The sequence below is a fragment of the Bradyrhizobium sp. USDA 4538 genome (assembly GCF_024171045.1).
Classification (GTDB): domain Bacteria; phylum Pseudomonadota; class Alphaproteobacteria; order Rhizobiales; family Xanthobacteraceae; genus Bradyrhizobium; species Bradyrhizobium australafricanum.
Window position 1 is genome coordinate 4,201,268 of record NZ_JALJZE010000001.1, and the last position, 21,722, is coordinate 4,222,989.

The following is a 21,722-nucleotide window of genomic DNA, read 5'->3' on the forward strand; positions in this document are numbered from 1 at the left end:
CTTCCTGGCTCGGCGGTAGCCGTCGGCTACGCCGTTGATGCTGCCGCGCCGCGTGCTCAATACGAGCGCTGCTCGATGCCCCAGCGGCGGTTCTCGGAGGTCACGATCCATAGATTGCGGTGACGGCTGGCAATCGATCCGTCGGCGCGGTGGCGGCTGTATTCGACCAGCAGATGCACCTTGCGCGGCCCGACCAGCACCGGCTCCTTGCGCTGATAGGTGCTCTTCGTCCATCCCGTGGTGCGCGCCAGATCGTTGAAGAACGACGGCGGCAGCTGGCCCGGGCCATCCCAGATCACGAGCTGCTCGCCGGACAGGATGACGTGCGGGAAGTGCAGCAGCGCGTCCATGCCGGCGAGATCGCGAGCGTTGAAGCGGTCGGTGAAATCGTCGATGCAACGGATCGCCGCCGCGATCATGGCCGCATGGTCGGCATTGTCAGGGGCGGGTTGGAAGAGCTTGTCGGCATTACTCATGCCGTCGCTTTACACTGGCAGCGAAGCGAGCCGCAATGACGCTCGAAGCTACGTAAACGATCCTGACCAGTATCGTCTTGTCTTGCTTCATGGATGACGACGGCAACGGGAGCGCGGCGTGCTATGCTGACCGCCCTGCCGTTATTTGATCGACATTAAACTGACCCCATCAATTTGCAGCGAGGAGAAATTCGATGACATCCAATGTTGAGGCAACCAGGAAGGGTTATGAGGCCTTTCAACGTGGTGACATTCCGACGCTCATGAGGGATCTGATCGATGACGACTGCACGTGGATAACCCCGGGTCCCCAGGACAAACTGCCTTGGGCCGGGACCTTCAAGGGAAAGCAGCAGATTGCAAACTTCTTCGTCCAGGTTGGCGAGAATCTGGAATTCAGCGAGTTCGCGCCGCGTGAGATGATTGAGCAGGGCGACACCGTCGTGGTCCTGGGTACACTCACGGCGCGGGCAAAGAAAACAGGCAAGACTGTAACGAACGAATGGGCCCACGTTTTCAAGTACCGTGACGGGAAGGCGGTCCGCTTTCAGGAGTACATTGACACTGCGGCGGATGTTGCCGCGATGTCGTGACAAAGCAAGAGGCAGGCGCGCATGCGCGGATGTCGTCGGCGTCATCCGCCTCTATCGCCTACTTCACCCGCTGCTTCTCGAGCTTGCGCGCCAATGTCCGGCGATGCATGCCGAGGCGGCGGGCGGCTTCGGAGATGTTGAAGTCGGTCTCCATCAGGGTCTGGTGGATGCGCTCCCATTCCAGCGTCTTGATCGAGGTCGGCCGCGCGCCAAGCTCGATGGCGGCGTTGCCGGCGGCCTTCTGGAACGCGGCCTCGATGTCGTCGGTGTTTGACGGCTTGGCCAGATAGTGGCAGGCGCCGAGCTTGATCGCCTCGACCGCGGTCGCGATGCTGGCAAATCCGGTCAGCACGACGATCAGCATCTCAGGGTCATGCGCGTGCAGCGCTTCGACGCAGGCAAGGCCCGATGCGCCGCCGGCGAGCTTCAGGTCGACCACCGCATAGCCGGGCGATTGCTGCTCGAGCAGCTGGCGGACCTCGTCGAGCGAGGCCGACACCGCCACATCATAGCCGCGGCGCTCGAACGAGCGCTTCAATGTGCGGGCGAAACCCGCATCGTCCTCGACGATCAGGAGCTGGCGTTCATCCGTCAAGATGGTCTCCGATCGCAAGCGTCGAGAGCGGCAGCTCGAGCCTGACCGCGGCGCCGATGTCCGGCCGGTTGCGCGCCGTCACCACGCCGCCCAGCTTGCGCACCACGTTGACCACCAGGAACAGGCCGAGGCCGCTGCCGGGGCTGCCCTTGGTCGATTGATACGGCTTGCCGATATGCGCCAGCATCTCGTGCGAGAAGCCCGGGCCGCGATCGGTCACCGACAGCACCAGCGTGTCGGCATTGCGCTCGGCCATCAGCTCGATCCAGTCGCGCGACACCTCGGCGGCGTTGTCGAGCACGTTGAAGATCGCCTGCTTGAGCGCGATGTCGGATACGATCGCGAGATCAGCGCCGAAGGCGTTGCGGAAATACAGCGTGGCCGAGGGCCGCGTCGTCCGCCATTCCTCCACCAATGCCGTCAGGAACGCCGTGACCGTGGTCGGCGAGGAGCCTTCGCCGCGGGCTTCGCCCGCCGAGAGCAGGATGCCCGTCACGATCGACTTGCAGCGCTGCACCGAGATCTCCATCTCGCCGAGGTCCTGCGACATTTCAGGGTCGGAGGCGAGCGCGGGCATCCGGCGCCAGTCGCCGAGGATGACCGAGAGCGAGGCGAGCGGCGTGCCGAGCTCATGCGCGGCGCCGGAGGCCAGGAGGCCGATCCGGACGATGTGATCCTGCTCGGCGGCGTGCTGGCGCAGCGCCGCGAGGCGCAGGTCGCGATCGCGCAGATTGCGGTTGATCCGGGTCATGAACACCACGAGCAGCACGGCGTCGAGCACGAGGCCGATGAAGGTGCCGGCGATATAGAGGTTGAAGGCATCGGCGAAGCCGTGCTGCGGCAGCTCGAGCGGCCGGTAATAGCTGGTCAGCCAGGCGAAGTTCATGCAGACCAGCGCCACCAGCGACCAGGTCGAAGGCGCATCGAGCAGCACCGCGCCAAGCGTCACCTGCAGCAGGTAGAGCGAGGTGAAGGGGTTGGTGGCGCCGCCGCTGAGATAGAGCAGGGCGGTCAGCGCCGCGACGTCGAGCGCCAGCGCGACCAGCAGCTCGCGGTTGTTGATGTCGGCGCGGTAGCGCAGCCACAGCAGGCTGACGACATTGAGTGCCACCAGCCCGGAGATCACGGCCGCCAAGGGCAGCAGCGGCAGCGCGACGCCCATCCAGAACTGCACGAAGCCGATGGTGGCGATCTGGCCGATCACGGCGATCCAGCGCAGCTGGACCAGGAGGGCCATGTTCTTGCGATTGGTCGCGATGTCGGCGGGCGCTGCGAGGTCGAACGGCATGCCGGCGGCCGCGCCCGCGGCGGACGGCGTTACCGCCGCGCCGGTCGCGGCCTTGTCGTCATGCAGATCCGATGTGCGCTCGAGCATCTGGGCCTGTGTCGCGAGACAGATTGCGGGCTGCGCCGATCAAGCGGCGCACGGCGGCGCGCCGTGAGCCCCACCTTGGATCGGAGGCGCCGGCGCGGCTCCTGCCGCTGAAGACGCGCAGGAGCGCGCCCACCAGCATAAGGGCCAGTGCGAACCATGTCAGCGCGTAAATCAGGTGGTTGTTCGGAAACCGCACGATCGTGAGCCCGCCGATCGGGGCGCCGCCCGGATTTGGCGTCGCATCGACATCGATGAAGAAGGGGGCTGCTTTCGACAGTCCGTGCGCGGCAGCGATCGCGGCGACGTCGCGGGAATACCAGCGGCCGGCCGAAGCATCGTTGCTGCGCAGGAATCCGCCCTTGGGCTCCGACATCCGCAGCAGTCCGGTGACGCTGACGGCGCCCTGCCGCTCGCCATCGCGCCGTGTCGCGGGATCGCGTTTATCAGAGGGAACAAAGCCGCGGTTGACCAGCACGGTGGTTCCGTCGGCGGCTTGCAGCGGGGTCAGCACCCAGAAGCCGGGGCCCTCGGCCGTGACGGCCTGCACCAGCGTCTCATCGGCGTTGAGGAACGTGCCGCGTACGGTGACGCGTCGGTATTCATCGCTCGCGGCCGTGACCGCCGGCCATGACGATGGGGGCGGCGGCGCGACCGGCGCCGCATGCATGCGCTGCTCGACCCGCTCGATCAGCGCCAGCTTCCAGGTCCGGCGTTCGATCTGCCAGATCCCGAGCGCGCTCAGCAGCACCACGCCCAGCATGCCGAGCGTGAGCAGCAACAGCGACGGTCTGGCAGACCGCATCGTCACGGCATCTGGCTCATGTCGTGCAGCGGCATCATGTTGATGTTGAGATGATGCATGACCCACAGCGAGCCGGTCAGCGCGATCACCACCATGACCACGGTGAAGATCATCGCCATCATGGTCCAGCCGTTTTCGGACCGCGTGTTCATGTGCAGGAAGTACACCATGTGCACGACGATCTGCACCGCGGCGAGCACCAGCACGATCAGCGCGGTGACCTGCTTGTCGGCGATGGCGCCGGTCATCACCAGCCAGAACGGCACCGCGGTGAGGACGACGGAGAGACCGAAGCCGATCAGATAGCTCTGCAGCGAGCCATGGGATGCCCCGCCGTGAGCGTCGTGGCCGTGCCCGCCGGCGTTGGCTTCGAGAGCGTGAGCTTCTTTTGTCATCGCAGCATTCCCAGGAGATAGACGAAGGTGAAGACGCCGATCCAGACCACGTCGAGGAAGTGCCAGAACATCGAGAGGCACATCAGCCGGCGCCGGTTGGCTTCGGTGAGGCCGAAGCGCGCGGTCTGCACCATCAGCGTCACCAGCCAGACCAGGCCGAAGGTGACGTGCAGGCCGTGGGTGCCGACCAGGGTGAAGAATGACGACAGGAAGGCGCTGCGCTGGGGCGTTGCGCCCTCGTGGATCATATGCGCGAACTCGGTGAGCTCGATGCCGAGGAAGGCGAGGCCGAACAGCCCGGTGATGGCGAGCCAGGCTTGCGTCGCGCCGATCCTCGATTTCTCCATCGTCAGCATGGCGAAGCCATAGGTGATCGAGGAGAGCAGCAGCATCGTGGTGTTGAGCGCGACCAGCTTGAGGTCGAACAGGTCCTTCGGCGATGGGCCAGCGGCATAGTTACCGCCGAGCACGCCATAGGTCGCAAACAGCATCGCGAAGATGAGGCAATCGCTCATCAGGTAGATCCAGAAGCCCAGCATGGTGCTGGCGCCTTCCGGATGATCGTGCTCGTCCACAACGTGAAAGATCGGCTCGGAGTCCTGGGTGGAGACGGTTGTTGCTACGCTCATGTCTGGGCTCCCGCGGCGAGCACGCGTGTCCGCGCGTCTTCAGTCCGCACCACCTCATCCGCCTGGATGTGGAAGTCGCGCTGATAGTTGAAGGTGTGGCCGATCGCGACCGCGAGCAGCGCAACGAAGCTGACGGCGGCGAGCCACCAGATGTACCAGATCAGGCCGAACCCCATTACCGTCGCGAGGCCGGCGAGGATGATGCCGGTGCCGGTGTTGGACGGCATGTGGATCGGCTTGAAGCCGGTCAGCGGGCGCCTGTAGCCGCGGCGCTTCATGTCCCACCAGGCATCGTTGTCGTAGACCACGGGCGTGAAGGCGAAGTTGTAGTCCGGCGGCGGCGACGAGGTCGCCCATTCGAGCGTCCGCGCGTTCCAGGGATCGCCGGTGGTGTCCTTCAGCTGCTCGCGGCGCAGAATGCTGACCGCGAACTGCACCAGCATCGCGACGATGCCGAGCAGGATCAGGAACGCGCCGAAGCCCGCGATGATGAACCAGATCTGCAGGGAGGGATCGTCGAACACGCGGAGCCTTCGGGTCACGCCCATCAGGCCGAGCACGTAGAGCGGCATGAAGGCGAAGTAGAAGCCCGAGACCCAGAACCAGAACGACAGCTTGCCCCAGAACGGATCGAGCCTGAAGCCGAACGCCTTCGGGAACCAGTAGTTGATGCCGGCGAACAGGCCGAACAGCACGCCGCCGATGATCACGTTGTGGAAATGCGCGATCAGGAACAGGCTGTTATGCAGCACGAAATCGGCCGGCGGCACCGCCAGCAGCACGCCGGTCATGCCGCCGATCACGAAGGTCAGCATGAATGCCACCGTCCACATCATCGGCAGTTCGAAGCGGATGCGGCCGCGATACATCGTGAACAGCCAGTTGAACATCTTCGCGCCCGTCGGGATCGAGATGATCATGGTGGTGATGCCGAAGAACGAGTTCACGCTGGCGCCGGAGCCCATCGTGAAGAAGTGGTGCAGCCAGACCAGGTAGGACAGGATGGTGATGACGACGGTGGCGTAGACCATCGAGGTGTAGCCGAACAGCCGCTTGCCGGAGAACGTCGCGGTCACCTCGGAGAAGATGCCGAACGCCGGCAGCACCAGGATGTAGACCTCGGGGTGGCCCCAGATCCAGATCAGGTTCACGTACATCATCGGGTTGCCGCCGAAGTCGTTCGTGAAGAAGTTGGTGCCGACGTAACGGTCGAGCGACAGCAGCGCCAGCACCGCCGTCAGTACCGGGAAGGAGGCGACGATCAGGACGTTGGTGCAGAGCGAGGTCCAGGTGAACACCGGCATCTTCATCATCGTCATGCCCGGCGCGCGCAGCTTGACGATGGTGCAGATCAGGTTGATGCCCGATAGCGTCGTGCCGACGCCGGCGACCTGTAGTCCCCATATGTAATAGTCGACGCCGACGTCGGGACTGTAGCCGATGTTCGACAGCGGCGGGTAGGCGAGCCAGCCGGTGCGGGCGAATTCGCCGACGAACAGCGACATCATCACCAGCACGGCGCCGCCGACCGTCATCCAGAAGCTGAAATTGTTCAGAAACGGGAAGGAGACGTCGCGGGCACCGATCTGCAGCGGCACCACATAGTTCATCAGGCCGGTGACCAGCGGCATCGCCACGAAGAAGATCATGATCACGCCGTGCGCGGTGAAGATCTGGTCGTAGTGATGGGCCGGGAGGTAACCGTCGGAGCCGCCAAAGGCGATCGCCTGCTGCAGCCGCATCATCAACGCGTCCGCGAAGCCGCGCAGCAGCATCACGATGCCGAGGATCATGTACATGATGCCGATGCGCTTGTGGTCCACGGTGGTGAACCACTCGCGCCACAGATAGGTCCAGAGCCGGAAATAGGTGACGATCGCAAACAGCGCGAGGCCGCCGGTCGCCACCACCGCGAAGGTGCCGACCAGGATCGGCTCGTGGATCGGCAGCGCCTCCAGATTGAGGCGACCGAAGATCATCTTGACGAGATCGGGATTCATGCGGTCCTCCTCAGGACTCTGATTTCGGACGCTGACCGAGCAGCAAGGATGTCGACGAGGGGTGCGCGGGCGAGAACGGCGGGCGCTTCAGCCCGAAGCCGCGCAGCGGCGTCAGGTCGAGCGGCGCGGTGATCTCGTGCGACGGCGCGTCCTTGATCTCGTCCATCGAACAGATGCCGGCGACGAAGGTCGGCTCGGAGCCGAGCGGCGCGCCGCGGCGGGCGTATTTGTCGTAGGTCAGCGGCAGCGTGTTGTTGAAGCCTTCGCGGCCGAGGCCGCCCTTGGCGTCGATCGCCATCATCTCGCTCATGCACATCTTGCCGGGCTCGACGCACATGTTGAGGACCGCCTTGTAGAGATCGCGGTCGACCGAGCGGTAGAGCCGGACCGGATCGTTCTGGCTCGGACGCTCAAGCTGCAGATAGTCGGTGCGGCCGAGCATATTGGCGCTGGTCTTGGCGGTGGCGATCCACTTGTCGAAATCGGCGCCAGACAGGCTCTTGAAGTCGAAGTGCATGCCGGAGAAGCCGGCGCCGCTGTAGTTGGCGGAGAAGCCGCGATAGGTGCCTTCCTTGTTGGCGACCGCGTGCAGCTTGGTCTCCATGCCGGGCATGGCGTAGATCTGGCCGGCAAGCGCGGGGATATAGAACGAGTTCATCACGGAGGACGCCGTGATGCGGAAGCGGATCGGGCGGTCGACCGGAGCTGCGAGCTCGTTGACGGCGGCGACGCCGTAGTCCGGGTAGATGAACAGCCACTTCCAGTCGAGCGCGACCACCTCGACATTGAGCGGGGCGTCCTTGCTCTCGATCGGCTTGTCGGCGGCGATGCGGCCGAGCGAGCGGTAGGGATCGAGCAGATGGGTGCCCATCCAGGTCAGCGCGCCGAGGCAGATGATGATCAGCAGCGGCGCCGACCAGATCACGAGCTCGAGCTGGGTGGAGTGATCCCACTCCGGCTCATAGGGGGCCGCAGCGTTGGACTGGCGGTAGCGCCAGGCGAAGAACACGGTCAGCGCCATCACCGGAAGCACGATGATGAGCATCAGGACGGTCGAGATGACGACGAGGTCGCGCTGCTGGGCGGCGATGTCGCCGGCAGGCGCTAGGACGACGAAATCGCACCCGCCAAGGAGCGCCGCGAACGGCAATAAGGCCAATAATTTCAAGGCGCGCACGGCTCACCCCACTTGAATTTTATGAGTTCCGCCAAGGGGTAGCTGCGATGCAGCAAAGTTCACATTGGACAATTTGTCCAATGTTGCACTGCGGGATGGAGGGGCAGAAGGTGAGGTGGACCGCGTGGCAATCTGCCCGTGGCCTCACTTCTTGTTTGAGCACGGTCTATTCGGAAAACCGGTTGGATCACGCTGAAAAGGACGGTTCTCCGGCGATGGCACAAGCCCCAGCAATGGCTCACGGCACCCCGACCGCATCAGGTCACGGGCAGGCGAAACCCGGCGAAATCGCCATCGGCGTCATCATCGGACGCACGTCGGAATTCTTCGATTTCTTCGTCTATGCGATCGCCTCGGTCATCGTGTTCCCGAAGCTGGTGTTCCCGTTCGTCAATGAGCTGACCGGCACGCTCTATTCGTTCGGCATCTTCGCGCTGGCCTTCGCCGCGCGGCCACTCGGCACCGTCATCTTCATGGCGGTCGACCGCCGCCACGGCAAGGGCGCCAAGCTCGTCATCGCGCTGTTCCTGCTCGGCACCGCCACTGTGGCGCTCGCGTTCCTGCCCGGCTACGACACGATCGGCGTCGCGGCGATCTGGCTGTTGGCCGCCGCGCGCGTGCTGCAGGGCATCGCCTGGGGCGGCGCCTGGGACGGCCTTGCCTCGCTGCTGGCGATGAATTCGCCGGCAAACCGCCGCGGCTGGTACGCGATGGTGCCGCAGCTCGGCGCGCCGCTCGGGCTGATCGTGGCGAGCGCGCTGTTCGCCTTCTTCGCCGGCAACCTCTCGGCGGATGATTTCTTCGACTGGGGCTGGCGCTATCCGTTCTTCGTCGCCTTCGCCATCAACGTGGTGGCGCTGTTCGCGCGGCTGCGCATGGTGGCGACGGATGAATATTCCGAGCTGTTCGAAAGCCGCGATCTGGAGCCGGCGCGGGTCGGCGAGACCATCGCGCAGGAGGGCCGCAACATCCTGCTCGGCGCCTTCGCGCCGCTGGCGAGCTTTGCGCTGTTCCACATGGTCACGGTGTTTCCGCTGTCCTGGGTGTTCCTGTTCACCAAGGAAAGCCCGGTGCGCTTCCTGATCATCGAGATGATCGGCGCCATGGTCGGCGTCGCCGCGATCGTCGCCTCCGGCATGATCGCCGACCGTGTCGGCCGCAAGCCGCTGCTGCTGGGATCGGCGGTCGCGATCGCGGTGTATAGCGGCTTCGCGCCGCAGCTGCTCGACGCCGGCGCGTTCGGCGAAACGGTGTACATGGTGCTCGGCTTCGTGCTGCTCGGCCTGTCGTTCGGTCAGTCGTCGGGCGCGATCGCCTCGAGCTTCGCGCGCAACTATCGCTACACGGCCTCGGCACTGACCTCGGATCTCGCCTGGCTGTTCGGCGCCGGCTTTGCGCCGCTCGCGGCGCTGCTGCTGGCGACGCATTTCGGCCTGATCTCGGCCGGCGCCTACCTGCTGTCGGGCGCGGTGTGGACGCTGCTGGCGCTGTGGCTGAGCGGATTGCGCGAAGCCGAGGGTTGAGCTCTTCTCCTTCCCCCTGAAAGGGGGAAGGTTGGGATGGGGGTCAGCCACAGGCTCCGCTGCAAGCGGAGAGAGCAGATCCCCACCCGCTTTGCTCTGGCGAGCAAAGCGACCTCCCCTTTTCAAGGGGAGGTGGGCTAGCGGAACAATCCGTCGACGCGGAACGAGTAGCCCAGGCCGACGATGTAGTTCGGTGAGTTGCGGTTGAGTCCGAACGCGACATGGAAGTCGACCTGCTGGGTCGGCGTGATCTGGTACAGGCCGCCGGAGTTGATGAGCTGAGTCGGCCGCGTGCCGTCGGGATAGTCGCCGACATATTCGGTGAACACGCTGATCCGCTCGGTCAGCTTCTTCTCGATCACGAAGGTCGCTTCCGACATGTGCCGGCCGGTCAGCTCGGCAGGGCGGAAGAATTCCGTGAACATGCCGCTGACGCCCCAGCCGTCATGCAGCGCCCATGACCATGGCAGTTGGAGATAGGGCTGCGCGCCGCGCCCGGCGATCTCGGCAGCGCCCGTCGGCAGCGCGACGCCGGCCGTGATCGAGAGGTCGAGCTTCCCCGGCAGCGGACTGATCTGCCATTTGATCCCCGGCGCGACGTCGGAAAAGCCCGAGGCGCCGGGCGATTTCACGGTGCCGACATAGCTCGGCAGGTCGACCAGCACTTCGAGGCAGGGCGCAATCCCGAGCCGCCAGCGGCTATTGCTGCCGTCGATGCTGCGGCCACTGCTGCGGCCGGTCAGGTTGATGCCGTTCTCGTTCTGCAAGCTCCCGACCGGCACGACGATACTCGAATTGGTGACGTCGGGCCGGTCGGTCGCGATTTCGTCGCTCGGCTTGGGACAGCCGTCCGCGCGCGCGGCGGTGGCTGCTGCGAGTGTGAGCGCAGCAAGCACGCACCCGAGTTCGGCAAGTCGAGCGACGGCGCCGAACCGATTCTGAAACACTGGGGATGCTCCAATAGCCCGGCGCCGCTGCGGAGGTGGCAGCTTTCGATAGAGATCGGCGGCGCGCGGGGAAATTCCCGGTTGGCTCAAAAATCTTCGTCAGTCGTCGGCGGCGCGAGCGCGCGACATTTTAGGGAATAGAATGGCAGCATGGCTGCTCCTGTTGTGGTGGCAAACAGGAGAGCCCCGGGAATGACCATTCGTTCGATCGCAGGCGTGCTGGCGCCGCGGCAAGCCAGAATTGCCGCGATGGCGGCCATCGCGATTCTGCTCGCCCTGAACAGCGCCCGTGCCGCGGGAGATGCGGCGCGCGGCGCCACGCTGTACCAGGGCTGCGGCGATTGCCACTCGATCGACAAGAACGACGTCGGCCCGATGCACAAGGGTGTCGTCGGCCGCCTAGCCGGCTCCGTCGCAGGCTACGACTACTCGCCGGCGCTGAAGAACTCGAAGATCGTGTGGACCGAGGAGAATCTCGACAAATGGCTCACCGGTCCGGACACGATGGTTCCGGGCACCAAGATGTTCTACGAGGTTCAGGATCCGAAGGATCGCGCCGACATCATTGCCTTCCTCAAGGAGAAGGCGAAGTAGCGGGCTATCTCTCATGTCGTCCCTGCGGAAGCAGGGACCCATAACCACCGGAATACGTTGTTAGGGCGCGCTGTGGCCCCAGCTTTTTTCAATCAATCGATAGCTGTGGTTATGGGTCCCGGCCTTCGCCGGGACGACAGCGGTAGTGAGGCGCGAGCGCGACACCTCGCAACCTCAATCCACCACGATCTTGACGCGGTCGCGCGGCTTCACCTGGGCATGGGCGTCGAGGCCGTTGAGCACGCGGAAGCGCTCGGACGGGTGGTCGACGCCGGACATGCGGTGCGACAGCGATTCCACGGTGTCGCCGGGCTGCACGTTGATGACCTTGATGCGCAGCGGGCGCGCGGCCTGGATCTCGTCGAGCGTCAGGCGGCGGAACGAGTTGACGGTCTCGCGCGCGTTACGCTCGCTCTCGGTGGACTTCTGCTTGGCGGCGAAGATGAAGCGGTAGACGTCGCTGCCGAAGCGCAACGCATAGACCTTGAACTGCCACTGGTCGCCATGCGCGGTGGCCGACGCCGCCGGAAAGCCGTTGATGTTGAGGTCCTCGGTCGAGGACTTCTCGACGCCTTCCATCCAGCCCGAATTCAGGTAATCGCCGAGCGACTGCTCGGCCGGCACCCGCACCACGTCGAAGCGCATCGCCTGGCTGCCGCCCTCGCGCACGCCGATCACCGCCTGCGCGGTGTTGTCGAGCGTGAAATTATCGGGCGCGGTGAAGGTGAAGCCGAGCTTGGGATGCAGGAAGCGGCGGCCGCGCACGAACCCTTCGCTGGGATCCTCGCCATAGACGATGTTGTCGATCGCGGCGAGATAGGTCTCGCGATCGCGCTCGTTGCTCTCGGGCGACGAGTATTGCCGTGCGGTGGTCTGCGCATTGTTGATGCGCTCGGGCGTTGCCGGATGCGACGAGGTGAAGTCCTGCGCGCGCGGATCGAGCGCGGTCTTGCCGATCTTGAGCGCAGCATTGCGCTCCATCGCGGTCAGGAAGCGCGCCGCGCCGTAGGGATCGAAATGCGCGCGGGCGGCGATCCCGACGCCGATGCCGTCGGCCTCGAATTCCTGCTGGCGCGAGAAGCTCGCCATCGTCAGCTTGGTCTTGGCGAGCGCCAGCGCGGTGAGATCGGGATCGGTGCTCATGTCGGTGACGACGCGCGTCACCACCGCCGCCTGGCGGGCCTGGTCCTCGCGCATCGCCGCGTGCTTGGCCAGCACATGCGCCATCTCGTGGCTCAGCACCGAGGACAGCTCGGAGGTGTCGCTGGCGAGCGCAATCAGGCCGCGCGTGACATAGAGCTGGCCGGTCGGCAGCGCGAAGGCGTTGACCGCGCCGGAATTGAGGATGGTGACCTTGTAGGCCTGGTCGGGCCGTTCGGAGGCGGCGACCAGCCGCTCGACGGTCTTGCTGATCAGGGCCTCGAGCTTCGGGTCGTCATAGGCGCCGCCATAGGACGACAGGATGCGCTCATGCTCGCGTTCGCTCGTGGGCGTCTGCTGCACCACGCGGTTCGGCTTTACCGGCGCCGCCGCTGCCGTGGGCGCGGCCTGCTCGAACCGGCCGACATTGCCGCAGGCCGACAGCGTCAGGGCGGCGCAGACGAGCGCCGGCGCAGCCAAAAGGCGGCGGCCAGTCCCCTCTTCACGCCGTCCTGCGCGCTCAATCACGTCAAAAACTCACAAATTGTCCCGTAAAAAGACCGGGGCAGGGCCCCTGGGTTTCTTGAGTCCCTTGGGCCTCTAGTTCCCGCCGAGCACTTCAAGCTGCCCCACCCGGAGCAGTTCGATTCGCGGCCCACGTCGTGCTTCCACCCAGCCTCGTACACGAATCTTACGATTTTCCAGAGACTTGGGCGCAAGCCCGGCCGCCTCGAACGCAGGGACTATGCGCCTTGAAATAGTCGCGGCAAAGTCCTGAGTCCAGTTTCGACCGAAATTCAGGTAAGTCGTCGCGCCCGCCTGACGCACGGACAAAACCCTGCCCTCGACCACTGTAAAACGCCCGATCCCGGTCAAAATATCGGCGGAGCTTTCGGCGTTTTTTATGACGGTGGCCTCGGCCCAGGTTCCCGATCGGGCGGCCCTTGCCTCGGCCTCGGCCGCCATCAGCGCCGCAGCACAGTCCTTGTCGGCGACCTCGGATGACGCCACAGCGAGGCCCTGGCGCAGCAGCTCGCTTTGCACGGGCTTCTCACTGCCTTCGAGGAATGCGTAGGCCGGCTGCCGGCCATAGCGGTCCGGCGTGTCATCCTGTCCGCGCAACGTCACCTCGCGGCCGACCAGCAGCGCCGTCAGTGCAGCGATGGTCTTCGCCTTGTCGGCCACCTCGATACCGGCGAGCTTGACCTCACGGCCGTCGTCCAGCCGCAGGCTGCGCGCATCGACGATGGCGGCGACGCGACCCTCACCCTGAATCTCGAAATTGCATCCATCCGCTTCGGCGCGTCCGCTGCACGCGCCGATCGCGAGGACGCATGCTGTCATCATCACCGCCCACGGACGGCGACGCCATGCTCTATCGCGTGGAGGCGTCATACGGCACTCGTCACTTCGGCGCGCTCCGCTCGGAGCGTGGTCGCCAACAAGGACAGTCTGACGGAAAGATCGCTTCAGAGCCACCACAAGCGAAGCGAGATCGCATCGAGGATGCCATCGTTGATTCGGTGGTCAATTTTTCTGCGGCGCTTCTCATCGCGTGCACAGGCGAGATTCGTGTTTCACATCAATGCGTGCCTGTCGCGGGACGAACTCGTCTTCAGCGCGCCTTGTCGTGACGAAAATTGCCGTCCGATCGTGCGTCGAGCGGCCCTCACACGCGTCAACCTTACCCATTCATGATCGCAACTCCGTGCGCGGAATGAGAATTCGTTATTGTTGCCAATGACTTGCGGCGCAAGGTAACTATTCGGCAATTTTTTGAAAGGCGACCGGTTGCGGTCGCTCACGCATATTGCCGAGGTCCTTGTGTCGAATCCCGTTGTTCTGACGCTGACGACCAGCGATCCGCTCCACGATTATCTCCAGCTCTACAACGCGATCTCGGCGATCAGCGTCGGCGGTGGTCTGGCTGCGGCCAACACCGATTACGTCATCAACTTCTCGCTCTCGTCCGGCGCGCGCACGCTGCAATTGCTGGACGATCTGCCGGCCATCAATCTGATGAACGGCTCAACGCTGACCTTCGACGGCAACTCCGACTACAACAATCAGCTCGGCGGACAGGACTATAGCGACGTCATCGACGCGCGCGGCTACCAAGGCTTCGTCGTCACATCAGGCACGGTGACGTTCAAGAACCTCACGATCGTCAACGCGGTTGCGAGCGGCGGCAATGGCGGGGTCGGCGGTGGCGGCGGCGGCGCGGGTCTTGGCGGCGGCTTGTTCGTCGGACAGAACGCCAACGTCACGCTGAACAACGTCAATTTCGGCAGCAACACGGCCAAGGGCGGCGATGGCGGCGTGGTCGATCCGGCCGGTGGCGGCGGCGGTGGCGGCGGCATCGGTGCCGACGGCGGCAGCGGCAATGGTGGCGGCGGTGGTGGCGGCGGCTTCGGCGGCCAGGACTATTACGGCTATCACGGCAATGGCGGCAGCGGTTACAGCGAGGCGGGCTCCGACAGCCAGCATCCCTCGACCGGGGCGCAGACCGCGGGCGGCACGCCGGCGACGATCGAAGGTGCGGCGGGCGGCGGACAGGGCGCCGACAATTACGGCGGCTCAGGCTACGGCGCACATGCCGGCGGTGGCGCGAGCGGCGGCGGTGGTGGCGGCGGTGTCGGTGGTGGCGGCGGCGGTATCGGCGGCGCCAACTCGGTGGGCGGCGGCCCCTCGGGCATCCTGATCGGCTTCGGCGGCGCCGGCGGCATGGGCGGCGGTGGCGGCGGCGGCATTTATGGCGGCGGCAATGGTGGTTTCGCCGGCGGTGGCGGCGGCTCCGGCAACGGCAGCGGATACGCGCACACCGGCGGCAATGGCGGTTTCGGCGGCGGAGGCGGCGGTTCGAACGGCACGCCCGGCACCGGCGGCTTTGGCGCGGGCAGCGGCTCGCTCGCCGGCGGCGGAGGCGGGGGCCTTGGCGCCGGCGGCGACATCTTCGTTCAGCAAGGCGGAACGCTGACCGTCATCGGCGGCACCTTGATGGATGCCACCGAGACCGGCGGCACCGGCGCCAACGGTGCCGGCAACGGCTCCGCCTATGGCGACATCTTCATCCAGGGCACGATGGTGGTCACGCCGACGCACGCCGTTTCCACGGTCTTCGAGGGATTGCAGACCGTCACCACGCTGACGATCGGCGACAGCATCGCCGATGAGCGGGGCATCAGCGGCAGCGGCACCACTGGCAAGCTGGTCGTCTCCGGCGGCGGTACGCTGACGTTGACGGGTGCGAGCACCTATGTCGGCGGTACGCAGATCGATGCCGGCAACACTCTCTCGATCACGGCCGACAACAACATCGGCGGTTCGGCCGGTGCGCTGATCCTCAACGGCGGCACGCTGACCACGACCGGCGGCTACACTTTCACGCACGATATTCAGCTCACCGCCAATGGCGGCACCTTCGACATATCGTCCGGCACGATCGCGGACACCGGCTCGATCAGCGGCTCCGGTACGTTCATGCTGTCCGGCGCCGGCACGTTGCAGCTCGGGATGGGTCAGCTCGCGGGGCTGACCGGGACGTTCGGTCTGAGCAGCGCGCATCTGTCGCTGACATCGAGCGGCACTTTCGACGACACGCTCTCGGTCACCGGCAATTCGATCCTGTCGATCGCGAACGGCAAGACCGTGTCCGACACGGCCCTCGTCACCGGCAGCGGCAATCTCGGCGTCGATGGCGGCGGTACGCTCGTGCTTGGCCATGCCGCCAATACCTACGGAAGCACGACGATCTATTCGGGCACGGTGTGGCTCACCGCGGCCGGCGCCGCCGGAACCGGCAACATCTCGTTCACGACCGGCATCGCCGGCACGCTGAAGATCGACAACGCCGCGCTGAGCGGCAATGCGTTCGCCAACACGATCGCGAACTTCAATCCCGGCCAGCTCATCGACCTGACCGGGCTGCAGTACAACACCCAGAATCCGTCGCTCAACACGGTCAGCCTGTCCGGCAACACGCTCTCGATCTCGAACGGCACCACGACCGATACGCTGACCCTTGCCGGCGTCGGCGCCGGGACCAGTTTTCAGCTCTCGCAGGATGCCAACGGCGGAACGATCGTGCAGGTCGTCTCGACCCGCGTCTTCAACGTCTCCAACGTCGCCGAGCTCAATGCGGCCATCCTGCAGATGGATTCCGGCGGGCAGAACGCCGCGCCGAATGCCAACTACACAATCAACATCACTGCGAACTTCAGCCTGACGTCGGAGCTGTACGCGCTCAATCTCTTGAGCGGATCGAGCGTCACGATCAATGGCAGCGACGGCCACGGCGGCACGCATACGATCGACGGCCTCAACGCCCAGCGCGGCTTCTTCGTCTATGCGGGCAACGTCAATCTCGAGAACCTGACCATCCAGAACACGGTGGCCGCAGGCGGCGGTGTCGTTCGCGGCGGCGGCGGTGGCGGCGCCGGGCTCGGCGGCGCGCTGTTCGTCTCGTCGAACGGCAGCGCCACCATCGACAACGTCACCTTCCACAACAGCGCCGCGATCGGCGGCAACGGCGGTGCCGGCGGCACTGGCAGTATCAGCTCCGGCTACGGCTTCGGCGGCGGCGGCGGGATGGGCGGACGCGGCGGAAGCAGCGGCGGCGGGGGGATCGGCCTCGGCGCTCAGGGCGCGGATGATGATCTCTTCAGAAACGGTTCACCGGGCATTGTCCCCAACACCGCTGGGGGCGGCAAAGGGAGCGACGGTTACCTGGTCTCGATCGGGGGCGGGACCGAGCTTTACTGGTATGGCGGAGCAGGCGGCGCCAACGGTGGAGGCGGTGGCGCGGCGGGGTGGATCGGCAGCGGCGTCCGCGCACCCTATGGTCCGGGTGGCGGTGTCGGCGGCGGCAACGGGGCCGATGGCGGCAATGGCGGCTTCGGTGGTGGCGGCGGCGATGGCGGCAACGGCGGCTTCGGCGGTGGCGGCGGCTACAATGGCGACGGCGGCTTCGGTGGCGGCGGTGGCATCGGCGGTGTCGGCGGCTTTGGCGGCGGCAATGGCGGCACCAACGGCAACGGCGCGCCCGGCGGCGGTGGCGGCCTTGGCGCGGGCGGCGACGTCTTCGTCCAGCAAGGCGGCTCGCTGACCATCAAGAGCGGCTCGCTGTCGAACGATTCCGGCTTCAGCGCCGTCAAGGGCGGCACCAATGGCATCGGCCAGGCCAGCGGCTCGGGTTTCGGCTCCGGCATCTTCATCCAGGGCAACAACAATCTCAGCTTCACGCCGGCCAGCGGCCAGACGCTGACGGTTGCCAACGACATCGCGGACCAGAGCGGCAATGGCGGCACCGGTGCCAATGCGGGCATTGGGGGCCTCGCCATCAGCGGCGGCGGCACCGTCATCCTCGGCGGCAACAACACCTACACCGGCAACACCACGGTCAGCGGCGCCGGCACAAGGGTGTCGATCTCCGCCAACGTGAATCTCGGCGCGGTCACCAATGTGCTGAAGCTGGGCGACGGCACCGGCATCAGCTTCACCGACGGCTTCACGCAGACCCGCAACATCACCGTCGCGGGCGATCCGGTCTTCAATGTCGCGGCCGGCGAAACCGTTACCCAGAGCGGCGTGATCTCCGACGGCGCGACGCCTGGTGATGTCGAGGTGACCGGCGGCGGGCGGCTTGTGCTGTCGGCGCACAACACCTATTCCGGCGGCACCGTCATCAAGGGCTCGATCCTCGAGCTGGCGGCGAGCGGTGCGGCGGGAACCGGCGCGATCGCCTTCACCGACGGCAGCACCGAAAAACTCGTGCTCGATGCTGCGGCATTCTCCGGCACCTCGTTTGGCACGTCGATCACCGGCCTTTCCGGCGGCGACACCATCGACTTCGGCAACATCGCCTATGACACCACGGCGACGCTGTCTTATGCGAACGGCGTGTTGCTGGTGAAGAGCGGCAGCGGCACGACGCTCGCCTCGCTGAACCTGAGCTTTGGCGCCGGCGCCTCGGCCGGCTCGCTGCTTCTTGGTTCCGACGGCTCGGCCTCTCCGCATCTCGAGATCCGGTCACAGGCGAGCATCGCCTCGGTCACGGCTGACACCACCGATCATCTCACGACGCTGAACGCCGGCAAGGTCGTGACCATCACCGTCAACTTCAGCAATACGGTGAGCGTGACCGGCGCGCCCGAATTGCTGCTCAATGACGGCAAGGCCGCGACCTATCTCAGCGGCAGCGGCTCGCAGGCGCTGGTGTTCAGCTACACGGTGCAGGACGGTGACAGCACGTCTGATCTGCAGGTGCAGAGCCTCTCGCTCAACGGCGGCACGATCAGGGATCCCGGCGGCCAGGACGCCGACGTGACCCATGCGGCGACCGATTTGCATCTCGTGATCGACGCGATCGCGCCGACCGTGTCGGTTGCGGCGAGTTCGACCGCGCTGCTGGCCGGGCAGACCTCGACCGTCACCTTCACCTTCTCCGAGGCGGTCACCGGCTTCGCGTTGACGGACACGACGGTGAGCGGCGGCGCGCTGAGCAACCTCGTGCATGTCGGCGTCAACGCCGCGCACCAGGACATCTACACGGCAACCTTCACACCCGACGTGACCAACGCCGAGGCGGGCTCGGTGCAGGTCAACGCGTCAAGCTATACCGACAGCGCCGGAAACGCCGGCGCGGCAAGCAGCGCGATCAGCTTCACCGGTGATACCAAGGCGCCGACGGTGGCGGTTGCAGCCGATCACACCACGCTGGTTGCCGGCGATAGCGCGGTTGTCACGTTCACCTTCTCCGAGGCCGTCAGCGGCTTTGGATTGGGTGATGTCGCCGTCCAGGGCGGTACGCTAGGCAATCTCACCCATGTCGGCGTCGATGGCTCCGGCCACGACGTCTACACCGCGACCTTCACGCCCGATGTGACCAACACCGAGGCAGGCTCGGTGCAGGTCAATGCGTCGAGCTATAGCGACGTTGCCGGCAATTCCGGCTCGTCGAGCAACACGATCAGCTTCAGCGGCGACACCAAGGCGCCGACCGTGTCGGTTTCAGCTGACCATGGCACGCTGCTCGCCGGCCAGACCGCGGTCGTGACCTTCGCCTTCTCCGAGGCCGTCGCGGGCTTCGCGCTCGGCGATGTCAGCGTCAGCGGCGGCGCGCTGGGCAGCCTTGTCCATGTCGGCGTCAACGGCGCCGGCCAGGACATCTACACCGCGACCTTCACGCCCGACGTCACCAACGCCGAGGCTGGCTCGGTGCAGGTCAATGCATCGAGCTATAGCGATACGGCCGGCAACGCCGGCGCCGCCAGCAACGCCATCAACTTCACCGGTGACACGCTGGCGCCGACGGTCTCCGTCACGCTCAATCCCGACACGGTGCTGGCCGGCGACCTCTCCGTCGCGACCTTCACCTTCTCGGAGACCGTGTCGGGCTTCGCCCTTGGCGACATCACCGTCCATGGCGGCGCGCTGAGCAATCTCGTGCATGTCGGGCTCGATGGCGCTGGGCAGGACGTCTACACCGCGACCTTCACGCCCGATGTCAGCGACACCGAGACCGGCTCGGTGAAGGTGAATGCGTCCGGTTACAGCGATGTGGCCGGCAATGCCGGCGCGGCAAGCAACACCGCGACGATCGGCGGCGATACGCTGGCGCCGACGGTGTCGATCGTAGCTGACCGTAACGCGCTGCTGGCGGGCCAGACCGCGCTGGTGACGTTCACGTTCTCCGAACAAATCGCGAGCTTCGCGCTCGGTGACGTCACGGTGCATGGCGGGGCGTTGGGCAATCTGGTCCATCTCGGCGTCAACGCATCGGGCGAGGACGTCTACACCGCAATTTTCACGCCGGACGAAAGCAACACTGAAGCCGGTTCGGTACAGGTCACCGCGTCTGGTTACACCGACGTCGCCGGTAATAGCGGCGCGGCCAGCAACGCCATCAATTTCACCGGCGATACCAGGGCCCCGACCGTGTCGGTTGCGGTGAGCCCGAGCACGGTGCTTTCCGGCCAGACTTCGGCCGTCACCTTCACCTTCTCCGAAGAGATCGCGGGCTTTGCGCTCGGCGACACGGCCGTCGCCGGCGGCACGGTGACCAATCTGGTCCATGTCGGGCTCAATGGTTCAGGCCAGGACGTCTACACCGCGATCTTCACGCCTGATATCAACGACGTCGTGGCGGGCTCGGTCCGGGTCACCGCCGCAAGCTATGCCGACGTATCAGGCAATACCGGCGCGGCGAGCAATACCGCGGCGATCGGTGGCGACACGCATCCGCCGACGGTATCGGTGGCGGCCGATCATACCCTGCTGCACGCCGGCGACACCGCGCTGATGACGTTCACCTTCTCCGAGGCGGTCGCCGGTTTCGGACTCGGCGACGTCACCGTCCATGGCGGCCTGCTGGGCAGCCTCGTCCATGTCGGCATCAATGGCGCAGGCCACGATATCTACACCGCGACCTTCACGGCCGATGTCACCGACCATCTGTCGGCTGACCTTTCGGTTGCCGGGGCGAGCTACACCGACATCGCCGGCAATGCCGGCGGAGCGAGCAATGCGGTCAGCTTCACCGGCGACACCAAGGCGCCATCGGCGCCGACGCTGGCACTGCACCGCGACACCGGCGTCTCCAGCGCCGACCACATCACCAGCAATCCGCTGATCGATTACACCAAGTTCGATGCGGCCGACACGCTGCGCTACAAGGCCGACGGCGCGTCGGGCTTCTCCACGGCGGCGCCGGTCTTTACGACTGATGGTATGCACTCCGTCACGGTGCAGGAGGTCGACGCCGCCGGCAATGTCAGCGCGTCGTCGAGCCTGACGTTCACCCTCGACACCACGGCGCCCCATTTCACCGGGATCACGGCGACGCCCTCCGGCGGCGTCGCGGCGCCGGGTTCGCTGGTGCAACTGACGGTCGGGTTCAACGAGGCGGTTCACGTCAATGGCGGCACGCCGAGCCTGACGCTGAACGATGGCGGCACCGCAATCTACGACGCTGCGGCAACGGCGTTGCTCGGCGATTCCTCGAAGCTGGTATTCGATCACATCGTGTCGTCGACGGATCGGGCCGGCTCGCTGGCGGTGACCGGCTTCGCCGCCAATGGCGCCGATGTCGTCGACCTAGCCGGCAATGCGGCCTCGCTTTCGGCGGTGTCCGCCGTGTTCGACGCCCTGCATATCAACGAGACCATCGTGCCGGCCTACACACTCGGCGCCATTACCCGGCCGGAATTGCATCTGGATCTCGGCGGTCGCATCATCATGGATGCAACGGCATCGGCATTCGCCGGACATTATGGCATGCAGTATCTGTTCCTCGGCCTGCCGGCGGGAACGCCCCATCAGACCGTTCCCGACTTTCATCTCTGATCGCAGCGCAGCCGGAAGCTCCGGCGCGGCGCTTCATTCCGCTTAGCGGAAAACAGATTGCTGCCGCTGCGGCTTGCTGCAGTACAGGCCATGCGGCATGATCCGGCCCTCGAAACGGACCTGATGGAACGAGG

At 65.6% G+C, this 21,722-nt stretch carries 16 protein-coding genes; 5 read left to right on the top strand and 11 right to left on the bottom strand.

Annotated features, from left to right (window positions below; all coding sequences use genetic code 11):
- Positions 1-56: 56 nt before the first annotated feature.
- On the bottom strand, positions 57-476 hold the full coding sequence (locus J2R78_RS18900) for a hypothetical protein (RefSeq protein WP_253606105.1): 420 nt from the start codon (positions 474-476) through the stop codon (positions 57-59).
- 194 nt (positions 477-670) lie between these two features.
- Between J2R78_RS18900 and J2R78_RS18905 the strand changes: the two genes are divergently transcribed.
- Positions 671-1,069: a nuclear transport factor 2 family protein gene (locus J2R78_RS18905; RefSeq protein ID WP_057015516.1), complete on the top strand. Its 399-nt coding sequence runs from the start codon at positions 671-673 to the stop codon at positions 1,067-1,069.
- Between the two features lie 58 nt (positions 1,070-1,127).
- Here the strand turns inward: J2R78_RS18905 and J2R78_RS18910 are convergent, their stop codons facing one another.
- Genes J2R78_RS18910 through cyoA form a run of 7 tightly spaced genes read right to left on the bottom strand, consistent with a single transcriptional unit; the run spans position 1,128 to position 8,042 of the window.
- Positions 1,128-1,664: a response regulator transcription factor gene (locus J2R78_RS18910; RefSeq protein WP_253606106.1), complete on the bottom strand. Its 537-nt coding sequence runs from the start codon at positions 1,662-1,664 to the stop codon at positions 1,128-1,130.
- Positions 1,654-3,039, bottom strand: coding sequence for an ATP-binding protein (locus tag J2R78_RS18915; RefSeq protein ID WP_253606107.1), 1,386 nt, complete (start codon positions 3,037-3,039; stop codon positions 1,654-1,656). Before J2R78_RS18915 ends, J2R78_RS18910 begins: the two co-directional genes overlap by 11 nt.
- Positions 3,011-3,817 (bottom strand): SURF1 family protein, encoded by an 807-nt coding sequence (locus J2R78_RS18920; protein ID WP_375166755.1) that lies wholly within the window; start codon positions 3,815-3,817, stop codon positions 3,011-3,013. The genes J2R78_RS18915 and J2R78_RS18920 overlap by 29 nt, the downstream gene beginning before the upstream one ends.
- 26 nt (positions 3,818-3,843) lie before the next feature.
- Positions 3,844-4,236: a cytochrome o ubiquinol oxidase subunit IV gene (cyoD, locus tag J2R78_RS18925; RefSeq protein ID WP_253606110.1), complete on the bottom strand. Its 393-nt coding sequence runs from the start codon at positions 4,234-4,236 to the stop codon at positions 3,844-3,846.
- Complete coding sequence (cyoC, locus tag J2R78_RS18930) at positions 4,233-4,865, bottom strand: cytochrome o ubiquinol oxidase subunit III (protein ID WP_225163208.1); 633 nt, start codon at positions 4,863-4,865, stop codon at positions 4,233-4,235. Before cyoC ends, cyoD begins: the two co-directional genes overlap by 4 nt.
- Positions 4,862-6,865 (bottom strand): cytochrome o ubiquinol oxidase subunit I, encoded by a 2,004-nt coding sequence (gene cyoB, locus J2R78_RS18935; RefSeq protein ID WP_253606112.1) that lies wholly within the window; start codon positions 6,863-6,865, stop codon positions 4,862-4,864. Before cyoB ends, cyoC begins: the two co-directional genes overlap by 4 nt.
- Before the next feature lie 10 nt (positions 6,866-6,875).
- Positions 6,876-8,042, bottom strand: a complete 1,167-nt coding sequence (gene cyoA, locus J2R78_RS18940; RefSeq protein ID WP_253606114.1) for a ubiquinol oxidase subunit II — start codon at positions 8,040-8,042, stop codon at positions 6,876-6,878.
- Between the two features lie 233 nt (positions 8,043-8,275).
- Here cyoA and J2R78_RS18945 point away from each other — a divergent pair, with 233 nt between their 5' ends.
- Positions 8,276-9,565, top strand: a complete 1,290-nt coding sequence (locus J2R78_RS18945) for an MFS transporter (RefSeq protein WP_253606115.1) — start codon at positions 8,276-8,278, stop codon at positions 9,563-9,565.
- Between the two features lie 137 nt (positions 9,566-9,702).
- Here J2R78_RS18945 and J2R78_RS18950 read toward each other — a convergent pair whose 3' ends face one another.
- Positions 9,703-10,512, bottom strand: coding sequence for a transporter (locus tag J2R78_RS18950; RefSeq protein ID WP_253606117.1), 810 nt, complete (start codon positions 10,510-10,512; stop codon positions 9,703-9,705).
- 192 nt (positions 10,513-10,704) lie between these two features.
- Between J2R78_RS18950 and J2R78_RS18955 the strand changes: the two genes are divergently transcribed.
- Positions 10,705-11,106, top strand: a complete 402-nt coding sequence (locus J2R78_RS18955) for a cytochrome c family protein (protein ID WP_253606119.1) — start codon at positions 10,705-10,707, stop codon at positions 11,104-11,106.
- 174 nt (positions 11,107-11,280) lie between these two features.
- Here J2R78_RS18955 and J2R78_RS18960 read toward each other — a convergent pair whose 3' ends face one another.
- Positions 11,281-12,774: a M48 family metalloprotease gene (locus tag J2R78_RS18960; RefSeq protein WP_253606121.1), complete on the bottom strand. Its 1,494-nt coding sequence runs from the start codon at positions 12,772-12,774 to the stop codon at positions 11,281-11,283.
- A gap of 72 nt (positions 12,775-12,846) precedes the next feature.
- On the bottom strand, positions 12,847-13,593 hold the full coding sequence (locus J2R78_RS18965) for a thermonuclease family protein (RefSeq protein ID WP_253606123.1): 747 nt from the start codon (positions 13,591-13,593) through the stop codon (positions 12,847-12,849).
- Here J2R78_RS18965 and J2R78_RS18970 point away from each other — a divergent pair.
- Positions 13,581-13,880: a hypothetical protein gene (locus tag J2R78_RS18970; RefSeq protein WP_253606125.1), complete on the top strand. Its 300-nt coding sequence runs from the start codon at positions 13,581-13,583 to the stop codon at positions 13,878-13,880. The two genes, J2R78_RS18965 and J2R78_RS18970, sit on opposite strands and share 13 nt — an antisense overlap.
- Positions 13,881-14,070: 190 nt before the next feature.
- Entirely contained in the window at positions 14,071-21,588 is a 7,518-nt protein-coding gene (locus J2R78_RS44910; RefSeq protein ID WP_309145004.1) for an Ig-like domain-containing protein, read from the top strand.
- Positions 21,589-21,722: the final 134 nt, after the last annotated feature.